Here is a 15,787-nt window from a genome sequence, read left to right as displayed (position 1 = left end):
TGGTATGGCCGACACGATCGGGTCAGGGCTTGCCCGGTGTGATGTGATCCATTCGTGACCCAGCTCTCGCCGCTCGACTTCCGCTCCGACACCGTGACCCAGCCGGACGAGGCCATGAGACTGGCGATGTCCGCCGCCGACGTGGCCGACGACGTGCTCGACCACGACCCGACCATGCGCCAGCTCGAGGAACGGGTCGCGGAGCTGCTGGGCGTCGAGGCGGCGCTGTGGGTGCCGTCGGGGTCGATGGGCAACCTGATCGCGCTGACCATCCACCTGCGGCCCGGCGACCGGTTCCTCGCGCCGCGCGGCGCGCACGTGCTCGACAGCGAGCTCGGCACGGCCGCGTGGATCGCGGGCGGGATGCCGCACCCGTTGGAGTGCGACGCGGGACCCGGTCAGGCGTCACCCGAGGCGGTGCGTGCGGCGGCGGGGACGTCCGGGCCGTACTACACGCTGCGCACGACGCTGTTGTGCCTGGAGAACACGCACAACGCCGCCGGCGGGGCCGTGACGCAGCCCGACGAGCACGCGTTGCTGGTGTCCGCGGCGCGGGAGACCGGGCTGCGCGTGCACCTCGACGGCGCGCGGCTGTGGAACGCGGCCGTGGCGCTGGGGCTGCCGCCCGCCGCGTTGACGGTCGGGGTGGACACGGTGCAGGTGTGCCTGTCGAAGGGGCTCGGCGCGCCGGTCGGGTCGGTCGTGGCCGGGTCGTCGTCGTTCGTCGTGGAGGCGCGGCGGGTGCGCAAGATGCTCGGCGGCGGCGTGCGGCAGGGTGGCGTGCTGGCCGCCGCGGGGCTGGTGGGGCTGGGGCGCATCGACGACCTCGCGCACGACCACGCGAACGCCCGCGCGTTGGCCCGGGGCCTGACCGAGCTCGGGTGGCAGGTGGACGAGCCGAAGACCAACATCGTCCTGGCGGGCGTGCCGGACCTGGAGGTGACGTTGACCGGGTTGCGGCACCTGGGCGTGTTCGCCGGGCCGATGGCGGGCAAGGTGCGGTTCGTGCTGCACCGCGACGTGAACGCGGACGACGTGGCCGAGGCGTTGCGCCGGATCGGGTCGGCGAGCTGACGTGCGCTGGGTGGTGTTCGACTACGGCGAGGTGATCAGCGAGCCGACCCGGGAGCTGCCCGCGCTGGCCGCGCTGCTCGGGGTGCCGGTCGCGGACTTCTCGCGCGGGTACTGGACCGCGCGGGACGCCTACGACGCCGGTCAGCCAGACCTGGAGTACTGGCGCGCGGTCGGGGCCGCGGTGGACGTGCCGGTGGACGAGGAGCTGGCCGGGCGGCTCACCGAGGTGGACGTGCGCGGGTGGTTGCGGCCCGCGCCCGGCGCGGTGGAGCTGGTGGCCGAGCTGGCGTCGGCGGGCGTGCCGCTGGCGCTGCTGTCGAACGCGCCCGTGTCGTTCGCGCGGACCGCCGAGCGGGAGCCGTGGACCAGGCACTTCCGGCACCTGGTGTTCTCCGGCGACCTCGGCGTGGCCAAGCCGGACCCGCGGATCTTCGCCGCGTTGGCGGAGCGGATCGGGGCGCGGCCGGCGGACTGCGTGTTCTTCGACGACCGGCAGGTGAACGTGGACGGCGCGGTCGCGGCCGGGCTCCAGGGCGTGCTGTGGCGGGGACCGGCGCACGCGCGGCAGGTGCTCGGGTCCTAGCCCGGCGCCCGATCGGCTCAACGGCCGCTGTCGGCCCTCGCCGCGCGCAGCTCCTCGCGCAGTTCGGCCAGCTCCGCCCGGACCAGGCGGAGTTCGGCCGCGGTCGCCTGCTCGGCCTCGGTCACCGAGTCCTCGACCCCGCTGAGCCGTTCGACCAGCCAGGACGCGATCGTGCCGGTGATGACACCCAGCAGGGCGATGCCGCCGATCATCAGCAGTGCCGCGACCAGGCGACCCTCCCAGGTGACGGGGTAGCGGTCGCCGTAACCGACGGTGGAGATCGTGGTGAGCGTCCACCACGCGGCGTCGCCGAACGTGGTGATGGAGGCGTCCGGGTGGTCGCGTTCCGCGTCCAGCACGGCCAGCGAGGCGCACAGGCCGACCAGGAAGGTGACGCCCGCGGCGTAGACGCCGACGCGTTGCCGGAACCTGCCCGCGAACCGCTTGTTGAGCACCTTGAGGACGCTGATCAGCCGCAGCACCCGCAGCTGGCGGACCATCGGCAGCAGGACCGCGAGCAGGTCGAACAGGTGGGTGACGAAGAACCTGCGCTTGTCGACGGCGAGCGTGAGGCGCACGGCGTAGTCCACCGCGAAGACCAGCCAGATCAGCCAGAGGGCGACCTCGAGCACCGGGTGCAGGCCGGGGGTCGAGCGGCCGTCGAGGACCTGCCAGGCGTAGACCACCACGAAGAGGAGCGCCAGGCCCGTCAGCGGCCATTCGGCGCGGCGCTCCCAGCGGGCGAGGCGTCGTTCATCGGTCTCGAACACCGACCCATGGTGCGGGTCGGCTCCGCGTATTTCCAGCTCGGGGGGTCGAACGGGCAGGGTCAGGGCCCCTTGATGCCCTTCGGGCGCTTGTTGCTCTTGATGGCGCCGTACGCGGCGGTGCCCAGGAAGAGCACGCCACCGATCACCGCGAGCCAGAAGACGCCCTCGATCACGGCGCCGAGCACGGTGATCACGAGCCAGGCCGCGAGCAGCCACAGGATTATCCGGACCATGTCATCCGAACGACTGAACCACTGGATCAGTTCCCCACCCCGGACCCGATCCGGAGTACAACTGTCGTCATGATGACGACAACCAAGCACCCATCCGCCGCAACGCCTCCTCGATGTCGGGGGCAGCCCCGGCGAAGGACATCCGGATGAACTCGTGCCCGTGGACGGGGTCGAAGTCGACGCCCGGCACGATCGCGACCCCCGTGTCGTCCAGGAGGCGGCGGCAGAAGTCCATCGAGTCGTCGGTGAGGTGCGAGACGTCGGCGTAGGCGTAGAAGGCGCCGTCGGCCGGGGCCACCTTGTCGATGCCGAGGTCGGCCAGGCCCTTGAGCAGCACGTCGCGGTTGAGGCGGTACCCCTCGACCAGGCGCTCGGTCTGCGCGTACGACTCGGGCTCGAACGCGGCGACGGCCGCGTGCTGGGCCAGCGCGGGCGGGCAGAGCGTGAAGTTGCCCGTCAACCGGTCCACCGCCCGGCGCAGGTCGGGCGGCAGCAGCATCCACCCCAACCGCCAGCCGGTCATGGCGAAGGCCTTGGAGAAGGAGTTGACCACGATGGACTCGCGGGAGGTCTGCCACGCGCAGGCCAGGGGCGTGCCGTAGCTGATGCCGTGGTAGATCTCGTCGCTGACGAGCCGCACGTCGTGCTCGGCGCACCAGGCCGACAGGCCGGCCAGCTCGTCCGGGGACAGCACGGTGCCGGTGGGGTTCGCCGGGCTGGCCACCACGAGCCCGTCGAGCGGGCCGGCGTCGTCCAGCATCGCCACCGTCGGCTGGAACCGCGTGCGCGGGCCGCAGGGCAGTTCGACCACCTCGCACCCGAGCGCCGTGAGGATGTTGCGGTAGGCGGGGTAGCCGGGCCGGGCCAACGCGACCCGGTCGCCCGCCTCGAAGGCGGCGAGGAACGCCAGCAGGAACCCGCCGGACGAGCCGGTGGTCACCACGACGTCGTCCGCCGAGATCTCCAGCCCGTACTGGCGGTAGTAGTGACCGGCCAGGGCTTCCCGCAGCTCGACGATCCCCAGCTGCTCGGTGTAGCCCAACGTCTGCTCGCGCAGGGCGCGGTGAGCGGCTTCCAGCACCGGTGTCGGCGCGGGACTGGACGGCTGCCCCGCCGCCAACGACACGACGTCCCCCACGACCCGCTGCCGCCGCGCCGCGGCGGACAGCACCTCCATGACGTGGAAGGGAGGCACATCGGCACGTCCGGCAACACCAACCATGGCGGCCAGGCTAATCGAACCCCCGGGAAGATCCGCAGGTCACCACTACTGTCGTGGCCATGCACCGCAGTCGCGTCTACGCCCTGCTGATCGACACACCGCGTGCCGAGGCCACCGAGGCCGCCGCCTTCTGGTCGGCCGCCCTCGGCGCACCGGCCCGCCCGGTGCCGGGCGAGGAGCAGTTCACCTCACTGCACCAGGCCCTGCCGCACCTCGTCACGGCCGTGCAGGCGGTGGACGACGAGCCCCGCTTCCACCTCGACATCGAGACCGACGACGTCGAGGCCGAGACGGCGAGGCTGCTGGCGCTCGGCGCGACCGAGGTGTCCCGCTGGCTGGAGTGCCGAGTGCTGCGCGCACCCGGCGGCCACCTGCTGTGCGTCCTGCCCGTGCACAGCCCGACCGCCCTGTTCGACTCCGAGTCCAACACCTGGCCGTAGCCCAAGGCCCATCAGCACCCGCCAACCGCCCAACCGCCCGGCCACCCGCCACCCGGCCACGGTCAGAGGAATTCCTCCACCAGACCGGTGATCCTCTTCCGCAGCACGTCGGGGTCGACCGGGCCGTGGAAGTCGACCACGTCCGCCGCCCGCCTGCGCCGCCCGCTCCGGTCGATCGCCGCGGCGCCGAACTGGCCGCGCAGGTCCGATCCGCCGACCAGGCCGTCGGGCAGCTCCGGCAGCAGCCCGACCAGCGCGGTGGCGAGGTCGTCGTCGACCTCCCGCACGGTGAGCAGGTCCCGGGTCAGCACGGCCAGCACCGAGCCCGAGCCGGTGGACGCGGCCAGCGCGCGCACCGCCGCTCTGCCCATGCCCAGCCGCAGGTCCGCCGACCGCGGCGGGTTGGCGATGAGCTTGAACGCCGCGCCGAGCCACGGGTCGAGCTCGCCGCCGCGTGCCAGTCCTTGGGCGGTCAGGTGGCTCCACGGCGCGGGATCGTCCTGCACGTGCAGGACGATCGGCATGGCGCCGAGGTCGAGGTGTTCCCAGGCGGTGCGGAACGCGGTGGCGCTGAGGGTCGCATTGGTCACCAGACGTCACTCCCGAATGACGGCGGGCATTGCTCCGGCCCCCCAGGCCCGCTCCGGAACTGACGTCCTGGAGGACGCGCGGGTTCCGTTTTGGCGCCGGGAACTCAGACCTCCTGCACCAGCTCCCACACGCACCCGGCGAGCCGGGCGTTGTCGATCGGGGTGATCGTGCTCCAGTTGCGACCGTCCGAACTGGGCCGCACCTGGTGCAGGTAGCGGCCGGACGGCGTGTCGTGCCAGGCGACCACGCGACCCGCGCGCACGGGCGGGCCGCCGGGCCGGGCGCGCTCGACGCCGAACTGGCCGCGGGTGCTCATCCCGTCGCACATGGCGGCCAGCTCCTGAGCCTCGTGCAGCGGCAACCCGTGCCGCTCCAACGCCAGCATCAGCTTCTCCGCGTCCAGCCCGGCCTCGTCGGCCGCCGCGCGCAGCACGTCGTTCGGCAGGCTGATCGACCGCCCGTGCCCGGCGGGCATGTCGCCCGCGACGGACACCGCCGCCTCGGCCAGCGCGCTGCCCCGTGCCTCGATCAGCCACACCTCGTCGCCGTCGACCACGGCGAGGATGCCCTCGTCACCGGCCGCCGCCGCAAGACCCTTGATCTTGCGGCGGTCGACCCAGATCCACAGGTCGATCGACACCTGCGGGTTGGCCAGCAGCGCGAACGCGTCGGCCAGCTCGGGCGTCAGCCGCCGGTTGGCCGCCAGCCCGCGCTCGCCGAGCGAGCCCCAGGCCTGCTCGACGAACACGGCGCGCTCGGTGTGCGTGATGCCCGGGCTCGGCACGTCCAGCGCGACGTTGCGCCGGGCAAGTCGCTCACCCTCCCACGCGACGTCGAACTCCAACGTGGACAGGACAACCGTGCCGCTCACTTCACTTCTTCTCGGTCTCGTCGCCGATGACCGACTGCACGACCATCCGCTCGTCGCCGAACACGTCGTCGGAGTCGACGCCGTACTTGCGGACGTGCTCCCCGTCCTCCTCGCCCGGACCGCCCTTGGCGCTGGCCGCCGGCTGCAACATCGAGGAACCCGCACCGGCCTTGCCCGCGACACCACCGGCCGCGCCACGACCGGGCACGCGCTCGTCGGGGTCGATGGCGCCGATCGTCGCGGAGATGCCGGACTTCCCGGTCAACGTGGCGGGCATCCCGGGCACACCGCCCTTGCCGCCCGAACCACCACCGGCGCCCTTGCCGCCGGCGGGACCTTCCGGCGCCTTGGCGCCGCCGGGCATCGCCGGCGCGGTGTTGCGCACGAGCCGCGAACCGCGAGCCTGCGTCGCCGCCAGCCCGAGCCCGATCCCACCGGCCAACCCGAGCCCGAGCCCCAACCCGAAGTTGGACCCACCACCCGGCTTCCCACCGAAGGCGGCCGGCGGCAGCACCGTCTGGCCACCGGGCTGGCTCGGCAACAACCCCGTCGAGCCGCCGGGCATCCCGGGCACCTGCGGCGGCACACCGACCGTGCCGCCGGGCAAGCCGCCCGGCACACCACCGGGGACACCGCCCGGCACGCCACCGGGAATCGCGGGCGCAGTCCCACCGAGCTGCCCGACCGACGCGACCGGCGTGCCGACGCTGGACGCCGCCGTCACGTCGAACTGCGGCGGCTTGTTCATGCCCTGGTACTGGTTCAACGCGTCCCGACTGGCGTCGGTGTACTGGTCGAGCCCGCGGATCGCCTGCTCGCGCGCCGCCTGGGTCTCCTTGACCTCTTTCGCGTGATCCGTCTCGTGCCCGAAGAACCCGAGGAACTCGTCCCCGACGTTCGTCTCCGTGTCACCGCGCAACTTCTGCGGCTCGGGCATCCCGTTGCGGGTGTGGCTGTACGTCGCCCCCTGCACCGCGGTGGCCTGCGAGTTCTGCTGCGCCGCGTCGTCCGCCTCGGCCGCGTAGTCGGCCATGACGGTCGTCTTCTGGTTCGCCTGCTCGCCGGCGGCGCCCTGCCAGTCGATGCCGAGCTTCTTCAGCTCCGTGCGCAGGGTCTGGTCCACGTCGGTCAGGCTGGCGGACAACTCGCGCAGCGCGTGCGACGCGTCGCTGAACTTCTGCGCGGCGTCACCCGACTGGAACTGCTGGACGAGGGTGGCCAGCGCCTGGTTGTCATAGCCCTGGAACCGGAAATCCGGAATGTCTCGATGCCCGCTCATGACTCTCCCCTCACGCCAATGTCGGCAAGGTGACGAGCGCCAGCTCGGCCGCCTTCTTCGCGTTGTCGCACATCTGCTCCTGGGAAGGCGTCTGCCCGATGGACGAGAAGTCCACGTACAGCTGCTGACCGTCGGCGACATCGACGGAGACGGCGCAATCCACGGTCGACGTGCCCTTGAAGGTGAGCTGCACGGCGGAGTAACCGCCCACCTCCACCTGCTCCACCGCGACGTTGCCGCTGCCGCGCCAGTACTCGATGCCCTTGCTCGTCACCAAGCCGACCTCATAGGTGACGCGAGGCGAGTCGTTGTTGTCGTACGCGCAGACCGGCTCATCGCCTGCCTTCACGATGTCGCCGTCGTTCCGCTCGGCTTCGACCACCGTGAGCTCTTTCATCTGCGCGGTGGTGAGGACCTTGCACGGGTCGATCCCGTCGAGCTTCACCTCGCGCGGGCGCGGCTTGTCGGGGGTCGCCGACGTCGCGGTGGACGTGGCCGTCGTCTCGCCGACGGGAGTGGCATCGCCGGGCTCGCGATTCGTGCAGCCCACGGCCACCAGTCCCAGGGTCGCGGCCACGATCACGACGCGAAGAACGCTAGTGGACACTCTTCGCCCCGAACGCCGTGGTGACTTCTTCCTCGGTGAACCCGTACTGCTCGGCCACCGAGCGCAGCTGCTTGACCAGGTTGTCGAGACTGTCGATGTACTGCCGGATGCGCTCGCCGTAGGAGTCGTCGGCTTCGACCAGCCTGCTGTTCCACGCCTCGGCCACCCCGGCGTTCACCGGGTCGGCGCCGTCCCCGAGTTCGACCCTGAGGTCCTTGGCGGCCCTCTGCCAGGCCTTGTTCAACCGGTCCGCCTGGTCGTCGATGATCTTGCCGGCCTGCAGCACGGTGTCCCGGCTGACTTCGAACTTCTGACCCGACACCGGACTGGCGGCCATCGTGTCGTTGAGCAGCTTCTGCGCCATGAACATGTCGCCGACCGCCTTGCCGACGGCTCCCCCCGCGGCGGCGACGGCTCCTAGTAGGCCGGTCTCCTGTTCCACGACGTCCTACCCCCGTACGGTCGGTAACGGATTGAACCCGGTTCGAGGCTACCAACGACCACGTGAGCCAGGTCTGAGGTTGGACGAAGAAACGCCCGCGCCGGTTCCGCCGGGTCGGCGGGCGGGTGAACTGTCGCCGAAGACACAGACGGCACGCCGACCAAGTCGTGGTCGGCGTGCCGGTGGTCACGGCCGCGGGACCAGGAGGGCGCGGACGTGGTGCGAGCGGGCCTAGGGGGTGGTGATCTCGTCGTTCGCCGCACGCAGCGCGATGTCCGTGCGGTGGTGGGAGCCGGTCAGGTGGACGCCCTCCAGCCGGCGGTAGGCGTCGGCGCGGGCGTCGGCCAGGGTCTTGCCCGTGCCGACCACCGACAGGACTCGGCCGCCGATCGAGACGACGGCGCCGTCCTCGCGGCGGCGGGTGCCCGCGTGCAGGACGCCCTCCGCCTCGGACCCGCTGATCACGTCACCCGTGCGCGGCCGGCCGGGGTAGCCCTCGGCGGCGATCACGACGGTCACGGCGTGGCCCTCGGCCCACTCCAACGGCGGCACGGACGCGAGGGTGCCGGTGGCGGCGGCGTGGAACAGGGCCGCCGGCGGGGTGCGCAGCAGCGCCAGGACGGCCTGCGTCTCCGGGTCGCCGAACCGGCAGTTGAACTCGATCACCTGCGGGCCGGTGGAGGTCAGGGCCAGGCCCGCGTACAGCAGGCCGGTGAACGGGGTGTCGCGGCGCGCCAGCTCGTCCACGACCGGCTGGACGCAGGTTGACACGATCGTGTCCACGAGGTCGGGCGCGGCCCAGGGCAGGGGCGAGTACGCGCCCATGCCGCCGGTGTTGGGGCCCGAGTCGCCGTCGCCGACGCGCTTGAAGTCCTGCGCGGGCAGCAGCGGCACCACGGTGGCGCCGTCCACCAGGCAGAACAGCGAGACCTCCGGCCCGTCGAGGAACGACTCCAGCAGCACCGGGTGGCCGTGGTCGAGCAGCGTCATGGCGTGCGCGCGGGCCACGGCGCGGTCCGCGGTGACGACCACGCCCTTGCCCGCGGCCAGGCCGTCGTCCTTCACGACCCACGTCGGGCCGAAGCGGGTCAGCGCCGAGTCGAGCCGGGCCGGGTTGTCGACGATCTCCGACGTGGCGGTCGGCACGCCCGCGGCGGCCATGACGTCCTTCGCGAACGCCTTGGAGCCCTCGATCCGGGCCGCCGCGGCCGACGGGCCGAAGCAGGGGATCCCGATGGCGCGCACGGCGTCCGCCGCACCCGCCACCAGGGGCTGCTCCGGCCCGACCACGACCAGGTCGGCGTTCCACTCCTTGGCCAGGGCCGCGACCGCGCCCCCGTCGGTGACGTCGACCCCGTAGGTCTCGGCGACACCGGCGATGCCGGCGTTGCCGGGCGCACAGGCCAACGCGATCACCGAAGGATCCCGCGACAAAGCGAGGACAAGGGCATGTTCACGGGCGCCAGACCCGATGACCAGGACACGCACGGTGCGGAAGCCTAGATGACCCTCCCGGTCATTCGCCCAGTGCGTCCAGCGAGCCGGGGTGCAGCGGCACCGGATCGGTCATGCCGGCCTTCTCCTTGCGGATGTCCTTCGCCGCCGGGTGCACGGCCTCCAGGTCCGACTTCTTCTCGTAGATGAGCTTGGTCACGGCGCACGCGTCGCCCTCGGGGAAGTCCGTGCGCACGAGCAGCACGTTGGGCACGGCCACCGTCGGCACGTCCGCCGGCTGCCCGTAGGTCGCGGCCGGGATGACGCCCCGGTCGTACACCTCGTTGATCTTCTTCAACGCGTCGAGCTGCGGCGTGATGTCGAGGAACTTGACCTTGTCCTTCAGCGACGTGGTGATGTCGGTGATCTGCGCGGTCGGCAGGCCGCCGGACCAGACGAGGCCGTCGATGCTGCCGTCCTTCATCCCGTCCGCGGTCTTGGCCAGGTCGAGCCGCTGCGCCTGCACGTCGGTCTCCGGGTTCAGCCCGGCCGCCGTCAGCAGCCGCTGCGCGATCACCTCCGTGCCCGACTTGGGCGACCCGGTCGAGATCCGCTTGCCGCGCATGTCGGCCACGGAGTCGATCCCGGAGTCGGTCCTGACCAGCACCTGCGTGTAGTTCGGGTACAGCCTGGTCAGCGCCTGCACCTGCTGCGGCTTGCCGTCGAACGCGCCCTTGCCCGCGACCGCGTCCGCCGCCGTGTCGGCCAGCGAGAACGCCACGTCGTAGTCGCCCGCGACGAGCTGCTGGATGTTCTGCACCGACGCGCCGGTCTCCGCGGCGGTGGCCTTGAGCTTGGTGTTGTCGCTGATCAGCTTCGCCAGCCCGCCGCCGACGACGTAGTACACGCCGCCGGAGTTGCCGGTCGCGATGGTGATCCGCCCGTCCGCCGCCTCGCAGGCGGCTCCGCCCGGGTCGCCGCTCGAGGCGGCCGGGGTCTGCTTGCCGCCGCACCCGGCGGCGACCACGCCGACCGAGAGCACGGCCACCGCGACCTTAAGCGTCCAGCTGCGCATGCTGTTCCTTCCTCCGTAGGACGACGTGCACCGCGACCGCGACCAGCAGGAATCCCAGGCCGACGGCGATGGTGAGGGGTTGCAGGTAGAGCAGGGCGACGGCGGCGGGCGCGCACAGCACGCGTTCGGGCCACCGCGCGCGACCGAACATCCAGCCGCCGGTGAGCACGGCCAGCGCGGCCACGCCCAGCGCGGAGACGGCGAACACCCACACGCCGTCGAGGAACGACGTGCGCAGCAGCAGCCCGGCGCCGTTGTCGGTCAGCACGAACGCCAGCGGCACCAGGAACGCGGGCAGCGTGTACTTCCACGTCCGCCACATCGTCTTCATGACGTCGCCGCCGGTGATCGCGGCGGCGGCCACGGCGGCGAGCGCCGTCGGCGGCGTCACCTCGGACAGCACCGCGTAGTAGAAGATGAACATGGCCGCTTCCTCGCGCGCCACGCCCAGCTCGATCAGCGCGGGCCCGATGACGACCCACGAGATGATGAACGACGCCGTCACCGGCACGGCCAGGCCGAGCAGGCTCACCGCGACCGCCGCCAGCACCACCGTGACGAACAGCACCGCGGTCGGGTTCGACGAGATCGCGCCGGCCACGTCGACCAGCGCCGCCGCCAGCTCCTGGCCGAGCCCGGTCTTGGTGATCGTCGACGTGATCACGCCCGCCGCCGCGCACACCGCGATCACCGGCAACGCCGACCGCACGCCGAGCGACAGCGAGTCCGCCATCGCCCGCAGCCACGCCCGCACGTCACCGCGCTTGGCCACCAGCGCGAACAGCGCCGCGACACCGGTCGCGTAGACGACGGCGGAGAACACCGGGATGTCCAGGGCGAGGAACACCACGATCACCGCGAGCGACAGGAAGTGGTACCCGCCCTGCTTGAGCAGCGCCCACGGGCTCGGCGAGTCGATCTCCACCGGCTTCGCGCCGAACTTGCGCGCGTCGATCTCCACGGCCAGCGCGATGCCCAGGTAGTACAGCAGGGTCGGCAGGATCGCCCAGATCAGCACCTGCAGGTAGGACGTCTCCAGGTACTCGGCGATGATGAACGCCGCCGCGCCGAGCGTCGGCGGGGACAGGATCGCCCCGATGCCGGACGCGGCCAGCAGCCCGCCCGCGTTCTCCTTCGGGTAGCCGGCCTTCTTCAGCATCGGCCAGGTCACCGCGCCCAGCGACACGGTCGTCGCGGTGCCCGACCCGGACACGGTGCCGAGCAGGAACCCGGCGGTGGCGGCGGTGCGGCCCGGCGCGGTGCGCGACTTGCGGAACGCGGAGAAGCTGATGTCCACGAAGAACGTGCCGGCGCCGGACGCGTTCAGCACCGACCCGTAGATCGTGAACAGCACGATGTACGTGGCGGCGACGTCCAGCGGCGTCCCGTAGAACCCCGTCGCGTCGTTGTAGAAGCCGTTGATGATCTGCGAGAAGTCCACGCCGGCGTGCGAGATCGCCCAGGACGGTGGCAGGAACCCGCCGTAGTAGGCGAACGCGATGAACCCGACGCAGACGATCGGCAGCACCCAGCCGGTGGTCCGCCGGCACGCCTCCAGGATCAGCACCAGCAGCAGGGACCCGGCGACGACGTCGAGCGCGGTCAGCTGCCCCTGGCGGTCGAGGAACGCGTCGAACCCGCCGAACAGGGGGTACGCGCCCACCACGAACGCGCACACCGCCGCCACCCAGTCCACGACACCGGGGTCGTCGGCCTCGCCGCGCCTGCCGCGCGGCCGGTAGCAGAGGAAGACCAGCGGCAGCGTGACCGCCAGGAAGATCACCAGGTAGTACTGGCCGCCCTTGCTGAACGGCCAGAACACCTGCTTGAGCACGAGCAGCGCGATGGCGAGACCCGCCACCCACACGCCCAGCTCCCAACGCCGGGACAAGGCGCGCGACGGGCGCTCCTCGTCGTACTCGGCGAGCAGTTCGTCTACTTCGACCTGCGGCTTGGTCGGCACGCGCACCCCTTCGTGTCGCGCTGGATGAAGCGCTCACGAAGCTACTTGTGTCGCCGGTCACAGCCATAGAGCGACCGTCTAAAGGGACTGTAAAGACCGCTGCGCCGGGGACGGCCCGATCACACGATCCGGGCGTCGACGTAGCACCACCGCCAGTCCTCGTCCGGCTCGAACGACCGCATCACGGGGTGTTCCGAGGCGTGGAAGTGCGCGGTCGCGTGCCGGCGCGGGCTGGAGTCGCAGCACGCGACGTGCCCGCAGGACAGGCAGATCCGCAGGTGGGCCCAGTTGTGCTCACCGGCGGCCAGGCAGTCGGCGCAGCCCTCGGGGTTGTCCGGGGTGACGGAGTCCGGGAGATCCGGGACGTGAGGACAGGTCATACCGGTCATCATCACGCAAGATTGCGCCATGCACGGTCCGGAACTGCTCCTGTTGCTCGTCGGCGCGCTGCTCGTCACGGCGGCGGCGAAACGCCTCAACTGGTCGGCCCCGCTGGTGCTGGTGGGCGTCGGGCTGGCGGTGTCGTTCATCCCGGGCCTGCCGGAGTTCGCCCTGGAGCCGGAGCTGATCCTGGTCCTGGTGCTGCCGCCGCTGCTGTACTCGGCCGCGCTGGACAGCTCCTACCACAACATCCGGGCGAACCTGAGGCCTATCGGCCTGCTCGCGGTGGGCCTGGTGCTGGCCACCACGATGGCCGTCGGCTGGGTCGCGCACCTGGTCCTGCCCGGGCTGTCGCTGCCCGCGGCGCTGGTGCTGGGCGCGGTGGTGGCGCCGCCGGACGCGGTCGCCGCGGTCGCGGTCGGCCGGCGGCTCAACCTGCCGCGCCGGACGATGACGCTGCTCACCGGCGAGAGCCTGATCAACGACGCGACCGCGCTGACGGCGTACAAGGTGGCCGTCGCGGCGGCCGCCGGCGCCGCCGCGACCTGGGTGGACGGCACCCGCACGTTCGTGATCAGCGCGGGTGGCGGCGTGCTCGTCGGGTTGGCGATCGGCTGGTGCGTGCGGCGGATCCGCGACCGCCTCGACGACGGCGTGCTGGAGAGCGCGCTCGGCATGCTGGTGCCGTTCGGCGCGTACATCTTCGCCGAGGAGCTGCACGCCTCCGGTGTGCTCGCGGTCGTCATCGCCGGGCTCTACATCGGGCACAACGCGCCGCGCAGCTCGTACTACACGCGCCTGCAGGACACGGCGGTGTGGCGGTCGGTGGACGTGCTGCTGGAGTCGTTCGTGTTCGCGTTGATCGGCTTGCAGCTCAACAGCGTGGTGCGGGAGGTGGACATCACCGCCGGCCTGGTGTGGGCGGCGGCGGCCGTGCTGGCGGCGACGATCCTGGTGCGGTTCGTGTGGATGTACCCGGCCGCGTACCTGCCGCGGCTGCTGTCGAAGCGGGTCCGGGAGCGCGAGCCCGCGCCGGGGTGGCGCGGCGTGACGGTGCTGTCGTGGGCCGGGATGCGCGGCGTGGTGTCGCTGGCCGCGGCGAGCGCGTTGCCGCTCGACCTGCCCGGACGCGAGGTGATCGTGTTCTGCGCGTTCGTGGTCACCGTGGGCACGCTGCTCGTCCAAGGCCTGACGCTGCCGCTCGTGATCCGCAAGCTCGGGTTCCGCGGCGACGAGGAGCGGACCGACGCGTTGGCCGAGGCGCAGGTGCAGCACGCCGCCGCGCAGGCCGCCGTGCGCAAGCTCGACGAGGTGATCGGCGGCGACGACGGCACGTCGGAGGAGGTCGTCGACCGGCTGCGGCTCATGGCCGAGCACCGCGGCAACGCGGCGTGGGAGCGGCTGGGCAGGCAGGAGGACGAGAGCCCGGCCGCGTCGTACCGGCGGCTGCGGCGCACGATGCTGGAGGCCGAGCGGCAGGTGTTCATCCAGGCGCGCGACGACGGGCAGATCGACGACGAGGTGCTGTTCCGGGTGCTCCGCGAACTCGACCTGGAGGAAGCGGCCATATCCAGGGAGTGACGAACCCCGAACCACCCACTACGCGTTCACCGTGACGTGGCCTGTGCTTCGCCTTAGCGTGTCCGGGACGTCGCGGTGCGCGACGAGGCTGCCGCGCGTCAGGAGTGAAGTCGAGGAGGTCGGCGATGGTGCGGACGAGGATCGTCGGGGTGGCGCTCGCGGCGCTCGCGGTGACGGGGGCGGTGGTGCTGCCCTCGGCGTCGGCGAGCGGTGACGCGGAGGTGGCGTCGTCCCGCAAGGGCCCGCTGGTGATCGGCCACCGCGGCGCGTCGGGCTACCGGCCCGAGCACACGCTGGCCGCGTACGAGCTGGCCGCTCGGATGGGCGCCGACTACATCGAGCCCGACCTGGTGGTGACCAAGGACGGCAAGCTGGTCGCCCGGCACGAGAACGAGATCGGCGGCACCACGGACGTCTCGGCGCGCCCGGAGTTCGCCGGGCGCAAGGCGACCAAGGTCATCGACGGCACGTCGATCACCGGCTGGTTCACCGAGGACTTCACGCTCGCCGAGCTGAAGACGTTGCGGGCCAAGGAGCGCATCCCGGAGGTCCGGCCGCGCAACACCCTCTACGACGGCCGGTTCGAGGTGCCGACGCTGGAGGAGGTCATCGACCTGTCCCGCCGGCTGACCCGCGAGCTCGGGCGCGACATCGGGATCTACCCGGAGACCAAGCACCCGACGTACTTCCAGGACATCGGCCTGCCGCTGGAGCCGCGCCTGGTCGACGTGCTGACGAAGGCGGGCCTGAACCGGCACGGCGCGAAGGTGTACGTGCAGTCGTTCGAGGTGGCCAACCTCAAGCAGCTCAAGGGGAAGCTGCGGGTGCCGCTGGTGCAGCTGATCAACGGGTCGGGTGCGCCGTACGACTTCGTCAAGGCCGGTGACAAGCGCACCTACAGCGACCTCGTGACGCCGGAGGGGCTGCGCGAGATCCGCACCTACGCCAACGGCATCGGCGCGGCGAAGGACCGGATCATCCCGCGTGACGCGGCGGGTTTCCTGCGCGAGCCGACCACCTTGGTGCGTGACGCGCACACGCGTGGCCTGATCGTGCACGCCTGGACGTTCCGCAACGAGAACACGTTCCTGCCGGCGGACTTCCGCAGGTCCACCGACCCGGCCGCGTACGGCGACGCGTTCGGCGAGTACGCGAAGTTCTACGCGACGGGCCTGGACGGCGTGTTCGCCGACAACCCCGACACCGCCGTGGAAGCCCGCAACAGCCGATAACCCTCACGA

At 71.8% G+C, this 15,787-nt stretch carries 17 protein-coding genes; 5 read left to right on the top strand and 12 right to left on the bottom strand.

Features of this window, described 5'->3' with window-relative positions:
* The first annotated feature begins 54 nt into the window (after nt 1–54).
* A complete protein-coding gene (locus tag ACZ7GX_RS02090) occupies nt 55–1,074 on the top strand; it encodes a threonine aldolase family protein (protein WP_498771806.1) in 1,020 nt (339 codons plus the stop codon).
* A 1-nt stretch (nt 1,075) separates the two neighbouring features.
* Nucleotides 1,076–1,657: an HAD family hydrolase gene (locus tag ACZ7GX_RS02085; protein WP_498771804.1), complete on the top strand. Its 582-nt coding sequence runs from the start codon at nt 1,076–1,078 to the stop codon at nt 1,655–1,657.
* 17 nt (nt 1,658–1,674) lie between these two features.
* Here the strand turns inward: ACZ7GX_RS02085 and ACZ7GX_RS02080 are convergent, their stop codons facing one another.
* The 3 genes from ACZ7GX_RS02080 to ACZ7GX_RS02070 form a co-directional block, all read right to left on the bottom strand.
* On the bottom strand, nt 1,675–2,427 hold the full coding sequence (locus ACZ7GX_RS02080; RefSeq protein ID WP_498771802.1) for a potassium channel family protein: 753 nt from the start codon (nt 2,425–2,427) through the stop codon (nt 1,675–1,677).
* 59 nt (nt 2,428–2,486) lie between these two features.
* Nucleotides 2,487–2,660: a hypothetical protein gene (locus tag ACZ7GX_RS02075; RefSeq protein WP_181320179.1), complete on the bottom strand. Its 174-nt coding sequence runs from the start codon at nt 2,658–2,660 to the stop codon at nt 2,487–2,489.
* Between the two features lie 67 nt (nt 2,661–2,727).
* The gene (locus ACZ7GX_RS02070; protein WP_498771800.1) at nt 2,728–3,882 is read right to left on the bottom strand and encodes a pyridoxal phosphate-dependent aminotransferase; all 1,155 of its coding nucleotides are present in this window, start codon (nt 3,880–3,882) and stop codon (nt 2,728–2,730) included.
* Nucleotides 3,883–3,941: 59 nt separating this feature from the next.
* Between ACZ7GX_RS02070 and ACZ7GX_RS02065 the strand changes: the two genes are divergently transcribed.
* The gene (locus ACZ7GX_RS02065; RefSeq protein ID WP_498771798.1) at nt 3,942–4,322 is read left to right on the top strand and encodes a VOC family protein; all 381 of its coding nucleotides are present in this window, start codon (nt 3,942–3,944) and stop codon (nt 4,320–4,322) included.
* 62 nt (nt 4,323–4,384) lie between these two features.
* Here the strand turns inward: ACZ7GX_RS02065 and ACZ7GX_RS02060 are convergent, their stop codons facing one another.
* The 9 genes from ACZ7GX_RS02060 to ACZ7GX_RS02020 all read right to left on the bottom strand — a co-directional run bounded on the left by ACZ7GX_RS02060 (nt 4,385) and on the right by ACZ7GX_RS02020 (nt 12,964).
* Nucleotides 4,385–4,912 (bottom strand): ESX secretion-associated protein EspG, encoded by a 528-nt coding sequence (locus ACZ7GX_RS02060; protein ID WP_498771796.1) that lies wholly within the window; start codon nt 4,910–4,912, stop codon nt 4,385–4,387.
* 104 nt (nt 4,913–5,016) lie between these two features.
* Complete coding sequence (locus tag ACZ7GX_RS02055; protein WP_498771794.1) at nt 5,017–5,784, bottom strand: ESX secretion-associated protein EspG; 768 nt, start codon at nt 5,782–5,784, stop codon at nt 5,017–5,019.
* A 1-nt stretch (nt 5,785) separates the two neighbouring features.
* The gene (locus ACZ7GX_RS02050; protein ID WP_498771792.1) at nt 5,786–7,063 is read right to left on the bottom strand and encodes a PPE domain-containing protein; all 1,278 of its coding nucleotides are present in this window, start codon (nt 7,061–7,063) and stop codon (nt 5,786–5,788) included.
* Between the two features lie 10 nt (nt 7,064–7,073).
* Nucleotides 7,074–7,640, bottom strand: a complete 567-nt coding sequence (locus ACZ7GX_RS02045) for a DUF3558 domain-containing protein (protein WP_498771790.1) — start codon at nt 7,638–7,640, stop codon at nt 7,074–7,076.
* A 19-nt stretch (nt 7,641–7,659) separates the two neighbouring features.
* Nucleotides 7,660–8,112 (bottom strand): hypothetical protein, encoded by a 453-nt coding sequence (locus ACZ7GX_RS02040; protein ID WP_498771788.1) that lies wholly within the window; start codon nt 8,110–8,112, stop codon nt 7,660–7,662.
* Nucleotides 8,113–8,343: 231 nt separating this feature from the next.
* Entirely contained in the window at nt 8,344–9,600 is a 1,257-nt protein-coding gene (purD, locus tag ACZ7GX_RS02035; protein ID WP_498771786.1) for a phosphoribosylamine--glycine ligase, read from the bottom strand.
* Nucleotides 9,601–9,628: 28 nt separating this feature from the next.
* Nucleotides 9,629–10,621: a TAXI family TRAP transporter solute-binding subunit gene (locus ACZ7GX_RS02030; RefSeq protein ID WP_498771784.1), complete on the bottom strand. Its 993-nt coding sequence runs from the start codon at nt 10,619–10,621 to the stop codon at nt 9,629–9,631.
* A complete protein-coding gene (locus ACZ7GX_RS02025; RefSeq protein ID WP_498771782.1) occupies nt 10,602–12,584 on the bottom strand; it encodes a TRAP transporter permease in 1,983 nt (660 codons plus the stop codon). Before ACZ7GX_RS02025 ends, ACZ7GX_RS02030 begins: the two co-directional genes overlap by 20 nt.
* Before the next feature lie 119 nt (nt 12,585–12,703).
* On the bottom strand, nt 12,704–12,964 hold the full coding sequence (locus ACZ7GX_RS02020) for a UBP-type zinc finger domain-containing protein (protein ID WP_498771780.1): 261 nt from the start codon (nt 12,962–12,964) through the stop codon (nt 12,704–12,706).
* Nucleotides 12,965–12,992: 28 nt separating this feature from the next.
* On the opposite strand from ACZ7GX_RS02020, the gene ACZ7GX_RS02015 reads away from it, so the two are divergent.
* Both ACZ7GX_RS02015 and ACZ7GX_RS02010 read left to right on the top strand, forming a co-directional pair.
* Nucleotides 12,993–14,546 (top strand): Na+/H+ antiporter, encoded by a 1,554-nt coding sequence (locus ACZ7GX_RS02015; protein ID WP_498771778.1) that lies wholly within the window; start codon nt 12,993–12,995, stop codon nt 14,544–14,546.
* A 125-nt stretch (nt 14,547–14,671) separates the two neighbouring features.
* Nucleotides 14,672–15,778, top strand: a complete 1,107-nt coding sequence (locus tag ACZ7GX_RS02010) for a glycerophosphodiester phosphodiesterase (protein ID WP_498771776.1) — start codon at nt 14,672–14,674, stop codon at nt 15,776–15,778.
* Nucleotides 15,779–15,787 lie beyond the last annotated feature (9 nt).

The sequence above is a fragment of the Actinosynnema sp. NPDC037264 genome (assembly GCF_055603705.1).
This window is presented reverse-complemented; position numbering and strand designations above follow the sequence as displayed.

Bases quoted from the DNA above. Each gene is read 5' to 3' on its own strand.
- ACZ7GX_RS02075 (WP_181320179.1), bottom strand. From the start codon at position 2,660: ATGGTCCGGATAATCCTGTGGCTGCTCGCGGCCTGGCTCGTGATCACC.
- ACZ7GX_RS02070 (WP_498771800.1), bottom strand. From the start codon at position 3,882: ATGGTTGGTGTTGCCGGACGTGCCGATGTGCCTCCCTTCCACGTCATG.
- ACZ7GX_RS02065 (WP_498771798.1), top strand. From the start codon at position 3,942: ATGCACCGCAGTCGCGTCTACGCCCTGCTGATCGACACACCGCGTGCC.
- ACZ7GX_RS02050 (WP_498771792.1), bottom strand. From the start codon at position 7,063: ATGAGCGGGCATCGAGACATTCCGGATTTCCGGTTCCAGGGCTATGAC.
- ACZ7GX_RS02030 (WP_498771784.1), bottom strand. From the start codon at position 10,621: ATGCGCAGCTGGACGCTTAAGGTCGCGGTGGCCGTGCTCTCGGTCGGC.
- ACZ7GX_RS02020 (WP_498771780.1), bottom strand. From the start codon at position 12,964: ATGACCTGTCCTCACGTCCCGGATCTCCCGGACTCCGTCACCCCGGAC.
- ACZ7GX_RS02015 (WP_498771778.1), top strand. From the start codon at position 12,993: ATGCACGGTCCGGAACTGCTCCTGTTGCTCGTCGGCGCGCTGCTCGTC.
- ACZ7GX_RS02010 (WP_498771776.1), top strand. From the start codon at position 14,672: ATGGTGCGGACGAGGATCGTCGGGGTGGCGCTCGCGGCGCTCGCGGTG.